Raw genomic sequence first — 12,037 nt, forward strand, 5'->3', positions numbered from 1 at the left:
ACTAGCCCAGCGGGTCGAGCGTCATGTACGCCTGCTGCGGGTTCCCGTCGTGCACAAGGGATTCGTGGGCGCCGACGTCATCGAACGCGAACCCGTACGCCTTGCCGTCGGCCATCTGCGAGTGGATCAACCGCGAGTAGTGGTTGGTCACGGAGTCCTTGTAGAAGTTGGCGTTGTCGGGGTCCGGCTGGTTGGGGTTCGTGATCAGCGTCGACCGGTTGTACCCCGCGCACAGCGTCCGCGAGATCGGCCCGCGGACCAGGTCGTTCGGCGCGTCCAGCAGCTTGTAGCAGCCGAACACGCTGTCGGAGTCGGGTTTCTGGAACGAGGTGGCGAACCCGCCGGACGCGTTGGTGAACGTCATCGTGTTGCCCGACACCCGGCCGAAGTACTTGGTGTCCGGCTGGTTGGCGAACGGGGTCACGGTCAGTGTCCGCGTCGAGTAGTGCGACCAGACGCGGTCGATGTAGTTGCTCAACACGTTGGCGGGCAACGCACCCACGCCGACACCGTGGCCAGGAGCCAACGCGCGGATGCCGTTGTTGCGGATCAGGTTGCCCCAGCCCTGGGACCGCAGGCCGTTGAAGACCGCGGTGTACCCACCCGGCTTGAGGTGGCCGGTGGTGCGGACCTGCCCGCCCGCTGCCTGCACACCGACCGCGTAGGGCGCGGTGAACATGTCGACCTGCGTGCTGTTGATCCACAGGCCGCTGTCGTTGAGCGTGTACTCCGACCAGCTGAACAGGATGTTGACGTTCGGGTCGGCCGGGTTCCGCACCGCGGGCTGCACCAGGCCGCCCGTGGTCAGCTTGAACACGAGCTTCTGGCCGTAGGAGAAGTAGATCCGGCCGGAGAACTTCGGCATCCGGATGGTCCTGGTCTGGCCGTTGGCCGGACCGGCGATCGACGCGTCCGGCGCGGGCGCCGGCGGGTTCCCGCCCGCGGGCCACGGGTGGAACGTGCCGTTGGCGTCGGCCCAGCCCTGCCGTCCGGTCGAGAGCTCCGTTCCGAGGTTGTAGATGTACACCGCGTCACCGCGGCCTGAGCGGTTCGTGATCTGGAGCGGGATCGTGGCGGGGACGGCCTGCGCGGCCGGGGCCACCGCTGTCAGGCCCGCGGCGACTGTCACGGCCGCGACCAGCGCGGCCGGCGTCCTGCGTTGAATGAGCACCTGCTTGTCCTCCTCAGGGTCGTGTCCCGGGTGGAGCGTCGGCACCCGCTGCAGGGGCGGTGTCGGACGGACACCGGGCAGGTACTTCCAGGTGCCGACGTGCGCTTTCCCGTTCAGGACGTGAGAGCGCTCTCATAGCATCGACGGGTGTCCGGCGTGTGTCAATGGGCGTCACCGCGCGGTTGCCGCGGGCGCCGGTTGTGGGAGAATCCGACGCTGGGTCCGTGCTTGGGGGAGACGACGTGCGCATCACCGATGAACTCGAGGATCCCCCGCGCGACCTGCCGCCCGACGGCGGCGAGCTGACCGGGCGGGCCGCCGAGGTCGCCGAGATCATCCGGATCGCCACCGAACCGGGCAAGCACGTGGTCGCCCTGTCCGGGTTCGGCGGCGTGGGCAAGTCCGCGCTGGCCGTCCACACCGCGCACCAGCTCAGCGCCCAGTTCCCCGACGGCCAGCTGTTCGCCGACCTGCGCGGCGCCGACGCGCACGAAGTCCTCGGCCGGTTCCTCCAGGCGCTCGGCGTCCCGGCGGCCGACGTCCCGGCCGGCACGGCCGACCGGACCGAGCAGTACCGGTCAGCCACCGCGGGCAAGCGCATGATCGTACTGCTCGACAACGCCCGCAACGAACAGCAGGTGCTGCCGCTGCTGCCCGGCGGCGAGGACAACCTGGTCATGATCACCACGCGGTCCCGGCTGACCGGGCTGGCCGACGCCGCGTCGATCGAACTGGCGTTCCTCACCGTGGACGCCGGGGTCGAGCTGCTCAGCCGCGTGATCGGCGACGACAGGACACTGGCCCAGCGCCCGCAGGCCGAACAGATCGTCCAGCTCTGCGGCGGCCTGCCGCTCGCGGTCCGCGCGGCCGGGGCGAAGCTGGTGGCCAACCCGGACTGGCCGCTGGAGTCACTCGTCGTCCGGCTGTCCGACGAGCACCGCAGACTGGACGAGCTGACTGTCGGCGACCTGGCGATCCGCTCCAGCCTCGGCCTGGCGTACGCCGAACTCGACGAGCACCAGCGCCGCGCGTTCCACCTGCTGTCCGTGCTCGACCTGCCGAACTTCGGCTGGTGGCCGGTGGTGCCGCTGCTGGACGTGTCCCCCGCCGAAGCCAGGGCCGTCGTCGAGCACCTCGTCGACCTGCGGCTGCTCGAAGTGGCAGGCACCGACGCGCTCGGCCGGGTCCGTTACCGCATGCACGACCTGGTCCAGCTGTTCGGCGCCGAACAGCACGAATCCGGCGTCGGCATGCCCGCCGCGGTCGCCCGCACCCTGGCCACGTGGATGGTGCTGATCGACGAGAGCAGCCGTGACCTGCCCCGGGTCACGGTCGAGCTGCGCCAGGTGGCGTTGCCGGACGTCCAGGTCGACCCGGCGTTGATCGAGGACGTGCGCGCCGACCGGGACGAGTGGCTCAAGGCGGAGTCGGCCGCGGTCGTGCGCATGGTCGAACGTGCCTACGAGCTGCGGATCAACTACACCACGATCGTGTCCTTGGTGTCGTTGCTCGCGGTGCCGTTCGCGGCGCGCAACGAGTTCGACGAGTGGCAGCGGACGCAGGAGATCGCGTTGGAGGTCACCGGCGCGGTCCGCGACCGCGCCGCCGAAGCCGTCGCCCTCGCCGGGCTCGGCCAGCTGCACGCCGAGAAGGACGACTTCCCGGCCGCGATCACCCACTTCCGCGAGGCCGCCCTGCTCGCAGCCGTGATCGGCGACGACAACACGTTCGCCGCCGCGCTCGTCGGCATGGGCACTGTCCACCGTGAACTCGCCGTGACCGACGCGGCGGTCATCGACCTGGGCACGGCCGCCGTCCTGGCTGAGGAGATCGGCCACCTCGGCGTGGTCGCGGCCGCGAACTACGGCCTCGGCGCGATCAGCCGCGACAAGGGCGACATCGCCGCGGCCACCACCCAGTTCCAGCGCTGCATCGAGGTGTACCGGAAGGCCGGCGACCAGCGTGGCGCCGCGATGTCGTTGCGTGGCCTGAGCCTCTGCCACCGCGCGATCGGCGAGTACGCCGCCGCTGCGGACCTGGCCGCCCAGTCGGCCGGCATCCTCGACGAGCTCGGCGACGACCTCGGCGCCGCCTACGCCCGGCAGTCGTGGGCGAAGGCCGCGCTGCGGACAGGCGAGCACGCACAAGCCGCTGAGACCCTCGCCCAGTGCCTGGACACCTGCACCCGCAGGCACGACCGTTTCGGCATGGCGCTCGTGACCCGCACGCTCGGCGAGGTCCATCTCGCCGCTGGCGACCACGCGACGGCACGGCAGACGCTCACGACGGCACTGGCGCTGTGGGCCGAGCTGGACCTGCCGCTGTGGCAGGCCCGGACGCTGCGTGACCTCGCGGCAGCGACCGTCACCGAAGACCCAGCCGCTGCCGAACAGCTCTGGTCACAGGCGCGTGCGCTCATCCACGGCACCGAAGCCCGCGAGTCCGCGGAACTGGCGGCCACGACTCCAGCGGGATGGCTGGCCACAGTCCTCGAGTCATGACCAGCATCCGGTACGGCGTGCTGGGGCCGCTCGAAGTCGTCCGGGACGGTCACCGTGTCGCGATCAACGGCCCCAAGCTGCGCGTCCTGCTGGCCACGCTGTTGCTGCACGCCAACGCCACGGTGTCGATGGACCAGCTCGGCGAGCGGATGTGGGGCGAACAGCTGCCGCCGACCGCGCGCAAAAGCATCCAGCTGTACGTGATGCGGCTGCGCCGGGTACTCGGCGACGACTCGCTGATCGAGACCCGCCCCGACGGATACCTGATCGCCGTAGGGCCCGAACAGGTCGACCTGCTGAGGTTCCGGCAGCTGGTCGCGGCGGCACGGGAGGCGGCCAGGACCGGTGACCTCACCGACGAGCTGACCGAGCTGGACGACGCGCTGGCGTGCTGGCGCGGCCCCGCGCTGTCGGACATCCCGTCGGAGTCGTTGCAACGCGACGTCGTCGCCGAACTCGCCGAGGACCGGCTGCGCGCCGTGGAGCGGCGCATCCAAGTCCACCTCGAGCTGGGCAGGCACCGCGAGGTGATCGGCGAACTGGTGCAGCTGACCAAAGAGCACCCGTGGCACGAACAGTTCTGGGTCCAGCTGCTCGAGGCGCTGCACCGCTCCGACCGGCTGGCCGACGCGCTGGACACGTACCGGACCGTGCACCGGAGGTTCCGCGACGAGCTGGGCATCGACCCCGGCCCGCACCTGCAACGGATCCAACGCACCATCCTGGCGGGCAACCCGGACCCGCAACCGCTGGTGGCGACACCGATCAACCAGCTCCCCGCCGCCCTGCGCGGTTTCGTCGGCCGGGCCGACATGGTCGCCCGGCTCACCGAGATGCCCGGCCCGGTCACTGTCGTGTCCGGACCGCCCGGTGTCGGCAAGACCGCGTTCGCGCTGCAAGTCGCGCACCAGCTGCGCGGCCGTTTCCCGGACGGCCAGCTGTACGTGAACCTGCAGGGTTACGCGTCGGATCCGCCGCTGGCGCCAGGTACCGTGCTGACCCGGTTCCTGCGGACACTCGGCGTCGGCAGGGACGAGATCCCGGCTGAGCTGGCCGACCAGGCGGCGCTGTACCGAAGCATATTGACGGGCAGGCGGATGCTTCTGGTTCTTGACAACGTTGTCAACGCCGAACAGGTACGTCCACTGCTGCCCGCCGAGCCCAGCTGCCACGTGTTGATCACCAGCCGCGGTGATCTGCGCGGCCTCGCCGTCCACCCTGGCGCCGACCACGTACCGCTGGACGTGCTGACCGAACAGGAATCGCGTGCCGTGCTCACCGGCCTGGTCGGGGCGCCGAGGGCGGAAGCAGAGCCGGAAGCGGTGCAGTCACTGGTGAAAGCGTGCGCACGCCTGCCGTTGGCGTTGCGCATCGCGGGCGCCAACCTCGCGGCCAGCCCGCACCGGCAGATCGCCGAGTACGTCGCCGAGATGACGCAGTCCGGGCGGCTTGCCGAACTCGCGATCGACGGCGACGAGACGTCCGCCGTGCGGGTCGCGTTCGACCATTCCTATGTGCGACTGTCGGAATCGGACCAGTTGTTGTTCCGCCTGCTCGGGCGCGTCCCAGGTCCTGACTTCGGCGTGGACGCTGCGGCAGCGCTGGCGGGCACGTCGGCGGCGGAGGCAGGCCGGTCCCTCGACCGGCTGACCGCCGCTGCCCTGCTGCACCGGGAACCCAGTGGGCGCTACCAGTTCCACGACCTGATCCGTGAATACGCGGTCAGCCAGGACATCGACACGGACGCAGCCGACGCGTTGACCCGGTTGGCAGATTTCTACCTGCACACAGCGAACTCCGCCGCACGCCTGCTGTATCCAGCCGCGCCCCGGCTGCCGTTGCCCGCACCCCGCGTGCCTCCCGCTGCGCTGACCGAAGCGACCGCGTTGTCGTGGTTGGACGAGGAACGCTACAACCTCGTCGCCGTTGTCACGTGGGCCGCGACGCATCCCGTGCTACGGCCGTACGCGTGGCGCCTGGCCGATGTGTTGCGTGGGTACCTACAGGCACGCGGGCACGCCCGGGAGACACTCACCGGGTTCGAGGCCGCGCTACGAGCCGCACGGCAGGCCGGTGAACCATCGGCGCAGATCTCCATGCTGGACGTACTCGGCATGATCTGCTTCAACCTCAGCGACTACCAACGCGCGATCGACTACCACACCGAGGCTCTGAGCGTCGCCTCGCGAATCGGAGACCTGGACGCGGCGGCGCAGGCGTCACACAACCTCGGCCGGATCCACCTGCAGCGCGGTACCCCGAAACTGGCCGAGGACTGCCACCGCCAGGCATTGACCACGAGCCGGAAAACCGGCAACCAGGTGGCGGAGATCCTGGCACTCAACTACATCGGGGTGGCGCACACGTCATCGGGCCGCCCGGCGACAGCACTGGACTGGCACGAGCAATCGCTTGCCCTGAGCCGGTCGACCGGCAACCAGGCCGCGGCCTTCCGCGCGATGAACGGCATGGGCATCGCGTACTGGCACCTGGGCAGGCTCGGCAAAGCGGCGGACCTGCAACGGGAAGTCCTGCGCTACTGCCGTCAGATCGGTGAGCGCTTCGGCGAACTGACGGCACTGGTCTGCCTCGCGGAAGTGCAGTGCGACATGGACGACTTCGAAACGGCACTCGGCCACGCCAACGCCGCGATCACCCTGAGCACCCAAGTGGGCGACCGAAGAGGCGAAGCAGGGGCACTGGAGGTGATCGCGACGATCCACAGCAGACAGAAAGCCTACCTCCCGGCGATAACCGGCTACACCGGAGCACTGCGGCTGTCCCGTCAAATAGGCTTCCGCTACGGAGAAACCTCGATCCTGATCGGACTCGCCGGAGCCCAGCGCGGAGTCGGCGACGCGGAGCTGGCAGTGGCATACAGCGAGCAAGCGCTCGCTAAACTCCGCACAACCGGCCAATTGCTGTTGGAAGCCAAGGCATTGACCGAACTGGCACACGCCCAGCTGGCACAGGGCTACCCGGACCGGGCAGCCAGCACGGTAGAAGAAGCCTTGACGCTGGCACGGGAACGCGGTCAGCGGCTGGTGGAGAAGCGGGCGCAGGGCGTGAAGTCATTGCTGACCTCTGCCAGACTGGAACAATAACAGCATTTCCGATAGAATGAACCCATGTTCGAACAGCTCGTCGTCCCATTCCGCCCTCCTCCGCCGTTGAATATCCCGATCTCCGACATGACCCGGGAACAAATCCTCGGCTTCCTCGTCGACCGCCATCGGCGGCGTAGTCAACTCGACGGCGAGATTGTCCAGGCATGTGCACGGTTCGCAGAACTCACTCCGCCGCAGCGCAGCGGAATCAGCATCGGCGACGGCGCGGCTGAAGAACTGGCGCTGGAGTTGTCGGTCAGCCCCCTCACGGCGGCGAAACACCTCCACGAAGCCCAGACTCTCGCAATTCGCCTCCCTGCAACAGTTTCGGCTTTGACCGAGGGCGAACTGGACATCATGCGCGCCAAAGCCGTGCACGACTACACGGCTGACCTGGACGACGACCAGGCCGCGCAGGTCGAGAAACGTGTGCTGTCAGGCGGGAAGCGGGACAACCTCACCCGGTTCAAACACGCACTGAACCGGGAAGTCATCCGCGCCGACCCGCGCGGAGCGGAAAAACGCCGGCTGTCAGCGAAATGCCGCCGAGATGTCACGCGCTGGCACCGGCCCGACGGCACCTCGACGGTGACCGTAACCCTGCAACCACACGAGGCTGAACTGACCTACCAGCACATCGACGAACTGGCCAGACGCGCCGGAGGGCCACGACGAAACCTGGGACAGGCACGAGCGGACGTGTTCGTGGATCTCCTGCAAGGCAAGGACAATCCCCGGCCACCGGTGAGCCTGCACGTCATGGTGCCGATGACGACGTTGATGGGCCTCAACCAGGAACCCGGCGAAATCAGCGGCATCGGCCCGATCACTGCCGACTACGCCCGCGAACTGGCGCACCACGCCACCTGGCGACGAATCCTCACCGACCCCGCCGGGCAAGTGATGGAGGTCAGCCGACGCCGGTTCGCCTCACCCGCGCTGAGAAGGCACCTGCAGGTGCGGGACCGGACGTGCCGCCAACCCGGCTGCACCGTCCCTGCCCTGCGTTGCGAGGCCGACCATTCGACCACGTACGCCCTCGGCGGGGCTACCGGCGTGGGCAATCTGGCCATGCTGTGCAAGCGCCACAACTTGATGCGGCAACGTGCTTCTTGGCGGATCGATCACGTCATGCCCGGGGTTTTGGCTTTCACCACGCCCTCTCGGCGGACCGCGGTTGCCGCTCCTGCCGGGTATGACCTTCCGCCTTTCTAGCTCCTTCAGCTTTGGTCGCATGGTGAGTTGTTCGCTTTTCCACCCTTGCTTACCCGGTCCGACTTCCAGCCCTCGTGGCTACTTCCAGCTTGGGTCTGCTGCACGGTTAGGTGACATCTGAGTTGGCTTGCCGTGATGGTGAGCTGGGAGGATGTCGCTGTGCCCAAGCCCTACCCCCAGGAGTTCCGCGACGATGTCGTGCGGGTCGCTCGTGAGCGCGAACCCGGTGTGACCGTCGAGCAGATCGCCAAGGACTTCGGGGTCCACCCGATGACGTTGTTCACGTGGCTGCGCCAGGCCGACGCCGACGAGGGCGCGAAGCCGGGCATGACCAGGAACGACTCGGCCGAGCTGCGCGAGGCCCGCAAGAGAATCAAGCTGCTCGAGCAGGAGAACGAGGTCCTGCGCCGCGCGACGGCCTATCTGTCCCAGGCGAACCTGCCGGGAAAAGGCTCTACCCGCTCGTGAACGAGCTCGCCGCGGACGGTATCCCCGTCGCGGTGACGTGCCGGGTCTTGAACATCGCTCGACAGCCGTACTACCGGTGGCGGTCCCGGCCGGTCACCGGGACAGAATTCGAGCGGGCATATCGGGCGAACGCGTTGTTCGACGCGCACCGCGACGATCCGGAATTCGGCTACCGGTTGCTGGCCGACGAAGCCCGCGACGCCGGCTCGTCGATGGCGGATCGGACCGCGTGGCGGATCTGCTCGTCGATGGGCTGGTGGAGTGCGTTCGGCAAGAAACGCGGCCGCAACGGCAAGAAGACCGGCCCGCCGGTCCACGACGACCTGGTCCGCCGCGACTTCACCGCCGCCGCGCCGAACCGGCCGTGGCTAGCCGACATCACCGAACACCGCACCGCAGAAGGAAAGCTCTATCTATGCGCGGTCAAGGACGCCTGTTCCAACCGGATCGCCGGCTACTCCATCGACTCCCGGATGACCTCCCGCCTCGCCGTCACCGCTCTCACCAACGCCTTCGCCCGCCGCGGTGACACCGCCGGCTGCGTGGTGCACACCGACCGCGGCTCGCAAGGCGGATTCAACTGATCGTCGCAACACCCTGACCGCGAGGTGGAGCGATGGCTGGTCCGAGGCAGAAGCAGGTTCGGGAGTATCGGGGGCAGATGCCTTCGCCGGGTCGACCGACGGTCGCATGGCGCGTGGATCGGGTGCGGTTCTGGGCGGCGATCGCGACCGGTGTCTTGACCGATGAGGCGTCGGAGGTGGCGGGTGTGTCGGCACCGGTCGGTTACCGGTGGTTCCGTCACGCTGGCGGGGTGAATCCACAGCTGTCCGCGACGGTCTCCGGCCGGTACCTGTCGTTCGTCGAGCGAGAGGACATCGCGTTGCTGCGCGCGCAAGGGGCTGGTGTGAGAGCGATCGCCAGGCAACTGGGCCGAGACGCCTCAACGATCTCGAGGGAGCTGCGTCGCAACGCGTCGACCCGGACCTATGGCGTCGACTACAAAGCCTCGACCGCGCAATGGCATGCCGAACGGCGCGCCAAGCGTCCCAAGGCCGCCAAACTCGCCGTCAACGAGCGACTACGCGACTATGTCCAGCAACGTTTGTCCGGTGAGGTCCGCGACACCGACGGCGCCGTCATCGGCCCCGACGGTCCGGTATGGAAGGGGCGGAACAAACCGCATCGCGCTGATCGGGCCTGGACGACGGCGTGGAGCCCAGAGCAGATCGCGAAACGGCTACCGGTCGAGTTCCCGGATGATGAGTCCATGCGGATCAGCCACGAGGCGATCTACCAGGCCCTCTATGTCGAAGGCCGCGGCGCCCTCAAGCGCGAGCTCGTCGCCTGCCTGCGCACCGGCCGGGCCCTGCGTGTCCCGCGCGCCAGATCCAGGCAGAAGGCATGGGCGCACGTGACCCCGGAAGTCCTGATCAGTGAACGCCCCGCCGAGGCCGACGACCGCGCCGTGCCAGGACACTGGGAAGGCGACCTCGTCATCGGCCTGCAGCGCTCCGCCATCGGCACCCTGGTCGAACGCGCGACCCGGTTCACGATGCTTGTGCACCTGCCCCGCGAGGAAGGCTGGGGCGTCACACCACGCACGAAGAACGGGCCGGCACTGGCCGGCTACGGCGCGATCACCATGGCCGATGCCCTCGCGAAGACCGTGACCCAGCTTCCCGAGCAGTTGCGACGGTCGCTGACCTGGGACCGCGGCAAAGAACTGTCCGCACACGCCCAATTCACCGTCCAAACCGGACTTCCGGTCTACTTCGCCGACCCACACTCCCCATGGCAACGCGGCACGAACGAGAACACGAACGGGCTGCTACGCCAATACTTCCCGAAAGGCACCGACCTTTCCCGCTGGAGCGCTGAGGACATCGCAGCGGTCGCGGCCACCCTCAACTCACGACCACGCAAGACACTCGGCTGGAAGACGCCCGCCGAAGCCCTTGACAACCATCTACGATCAATCCAAGACACCGGTGTTGCGACGACCGAATGAATCCGCCCAATTTCGATCCAGGAAATTCGTCCGCGCGCTCGCACGCCACGGCTTAACCGGGTCGATGGGCCGGGTCGGCGCGGCGGGCGACAACGCCGCGATGGAAAGCTTCTTCGCGTTGCTGCAGAACAACGTTCTCAACCGGCGCACCTGGAACACTCGCGAGGAACTGCGGATCGCGATCGTCACCTGGATCGAACGCACCTACCACCGCCGCAGACGCCAGGCTGCCCTCGGCAGGTTGACCCCTATCGAATATGAAGTAATCATGCCCACGCCAGTCAGTCAGGCTGCGTGACTACCACTGTCACCTACCCGTGCAGCAGACCCGGCCACCCGCCGCCGTGCTTGGGTTGAACGGATCATGTCTGATCACGTTAGCGCCGCTGGTTACGTTGGAATGCAGCTCCCAGCCAAAGGTCCCCGCTTCCAGCGCTGGTCACACTGCGTTTGGTTACCTACCAGCCAGTTGCCGCTGGATTCTGACCATGCTTCTGTCGACCTTCCCAAGCCTCCTCCTCCTCCTCTGCTTGGGGCGTCTGCTGCCTCTAGAACAGGTGTGCTCGCTCGTCCACGTTGCGGGTTGGGGTTGTCAGGAAGGTTCCTGGGTTTGCTTCTCCGTAGGCTAGGTTCAGGGTGTCTTGGCGGTAGGTCCATTCTCCTGAGCAGCAGCTTACGAAGCGGTAGTTGATCTGCCAGCGTATCCATTCGCCTGGTGCGATGCGGACTGCGGGGTGGCGTTTGCGGTGGGGCAGGCCGTACGGGTTCTCGGTGAGATGTACCCTGAGGCGGCCTGTGCTCTCCTCAGTCAGCGACACTTCCTTCGGGGACAGCTCTGCCGTTCGCCAGGTTGGCTTGTAGTCTCTCCATTCCTGCATCGTTACTTCGTGGATTCCGTTGTCCGGCAGGGCGAAGGCTACTGGGGCCGCGTTTCTCCGCGCTGCGGCTGGGCCGCCTCTGGACTTCTTTGACCAGTGGGTTCTGACCCACAGCACCGACAGTTCCACGTCATCATCGTTGCATCTTTGCGCTACTGGTTTTCCCTCAGCGCTTGCCTTGCTCGGGGGCGGCGGTACTGGAACAGGTGGTCTTCTTCTTTCAGGAAGCCTGCTGCTGTTGCTTCTTCCACCGCTCCTACCAGGTTTGTCATCGTTGTTCTCATCGCTCCCCGCTGCTTCTGCCAGGTCGAACGGTTCTCCCAGGTTCGCTGCTGTCCGTAGTAGTTCCTGGGCTTCCGCCGACAGCTTCCCCGCCCACCTGCGGACTACTTCGTTGACTGGGTTTCGCTCTCCGCCAGGTCGTTGATGAACCGGGGATTTCCTGCTGCTATGTCTACATGCGACTTTTCTGTTCGATTTGCTGCCAGCTGGTTTGCTTCTTCTGCCCTCAGGCCGGTGAGGCGTAGGACTTCACCTCCGCCGGGGCTCACTCGTGTTCGCAGCACAGCCGGCTCACGTTCCCGTCCCACGAACACCTCCGGCTTCTCCGGCGCTCCTTGGCGGGTTCTGGTTGTCGCCGCGATGTCGTTGTGGATGCGTCTCAGTGCCGACCCGGCTCGATGCCC

8 protein-coding genes and 1 pseudogene are annotated in these 12,037 nt (G+C 67.5%); 7 read left to right on the top strand and 2 right to left on the bottom strand.

All coding sequences use genetic code 11. The annotated features are described in order from the left end of the window. Window position 1: 1 nt before the first annotated feature. Window positions 2-1,171 (bottom strand): glycoside hydrolase family 64 protein, encoded by a 1,170-nt coding sequence (locus AOZ06_RS41825; RefSeq protein ID WP_054297313.1) that lies wholly within the window; start codon window positions 1,169-1,171, stop codon window positions 2-4. Window positions 1,172-1,413: 242 nt separating this feature from the next. On the opposite strand from AOZ06_RS41825, the gene AOZ06_RS41830 reads away from it, so the two are divergent. The 7 genes and pseudogenes from AOZ06_RS41830 to AOZ06_RS41860 form a co-directional block, all read left to right on the top strand. Further along, window positions 1,414-3,672, top strand: a complete 2,259-nt coding sequence (locus AOZ06_RS41830; protein WP_054294432.1) for a tetratricopeptide repeat protein — start codon at window positions 1,414-1,416, stop codon at window positions 3,670-3,672. Beyond that, the gene (locus tag AOZ06_RS41835) at window positions 3,669-6,776 is read left to right on the top strand and encodes an AfsR/SARP family transcriptional regulator (protein ID WP_225953031.1); all 3,108 of its coding nucleotides are present in this window, start codon (window positions 3,669-3,671) and stop codon (window positions 6,774-6,776) included. The genes AOZ06_RS41830 and AOZ06_RS41835 overlap by 4 nt, the downstream gene beginning before the upstream one ends. A 24-nt stretch (window positions 6,777-6,800) precedes the next feature. Next, window positions 6,801-7,994, top strand: coding sequence for an HNH endonuclease signature motif containing protein (locus AOZ06_RS41840; protein ID WP_054294433.1), 1,194 nt, complete (start codon window positions 6,801-6,803; stop codon window positions 7,992-7,994). Between the two features lie 135 nt (window positions 7,995-8,129). Beyond that, window positions 8,130-8,462 (top strand): transposase, encoded by a 333-nt coding sequence (locus tag AOZ06_RS59370; protein WP_218921868.1) that lies wholly within the window; start codon window positions 8,130-8,132, stop codon window positions 8,460-8,462. Continuing rightward, window positions 8,459-9,046: a DDE-type integrase/transposase/recombinase gene (locus AOZ06_RS58180; RefSeq protein WP_083472287.1), complete on the top strand. Its 588-nt coding sequence runs from the start codon at window positions 8,459-8,461 to the stop codon at window positions 9,044-9,046. The genes AOZ06_RS59370 and AOZ06_RS58180 overlap by 4 nt, the downstream gene beginning before the upstream one ends. A 32-nt stretch (window positions 9,047-9,078) precedes the next feature. Then, window positions 9,079-10,473 (top strand): IS30 family transposase, encoded by a 1,395-nt coding sequence (locus AOZ06_RS41855; RefSeq protein ID WP_054290097.1) that lies wholly within the window; start codon window positions 9,079-9,081, stop codon window positions 10,471-10,473. Then, window positions 10,469-10,771 (top strand): annotated as a pseudogene (locus tag AOZ06_RS41860) (integrase core domain-containing protein); the annotation flags it as partial. The gene AOZ06_RS41855 and the pseudogene AOZ06_RS41860, both read left to right, overlap by 5 nt. Window positions 10,772-11,021: 250 nt before the next feature. Here AOZ06_RS41860 and AOZ06_RS55325 read toward each other — a convergent pair. After that, a complete protein-coding gene (locus tag AOZ06_RS55325; protein ID WP_083472289.1) occupies window positions 11,022-11,480 on the bottom strand; it encodes a hypothetical protein in 459 nt (152 codons plus the stop codon). Window positions 11,481-12,037 lie beyond the last annotated feature (557 nt).

Source organism: Kibdelosporangium phytohabitans (genome assembly GCF_001302585.1).
In the GTDB taxonomy this organism is placed as follows: domain Bacteria; phylum Actinomycetota; class Actinomycetes; order Mycobacteriales; family Pseudonocardiaceae; genus Kibdelosporangium; species Kibdelosporangium phytohabitans.

Excerpts from the sequence above, each read along its gene's own strand:
- AOZ06_RS41835 (WP_225953031.1), top strand. The coding sequence starts at position 3,669 with ATGACCAGCATCCGGTACGGCGTGCTGGGGCCGCTCGAAGTCGTCCGG.
- AOZ06_RS59370 (WP_218921868.1), top strand. The coding sequence starts at position 8,130 with ATGGTGAGCTGGGAGGATGTCGCTGTGCCCAAGCCCTACCCCCAGGAG.
- AOZ06_RS41840 (WP_054294433.1), top strand. The coding sequence starts at position 6,801 with ATGTTCGAACAGCTCGTCGTCCCATTCCGCCCTCCTCCGCCGTTGAAT.
- AOZ06_RS41855 (WP_054290097.1), top strand. The coding sequence starts at position 9,079 with ATGGCTGGTCCGAGGCAGAAGCAGGTTCGGGAGTATCGGGGGCAGATG.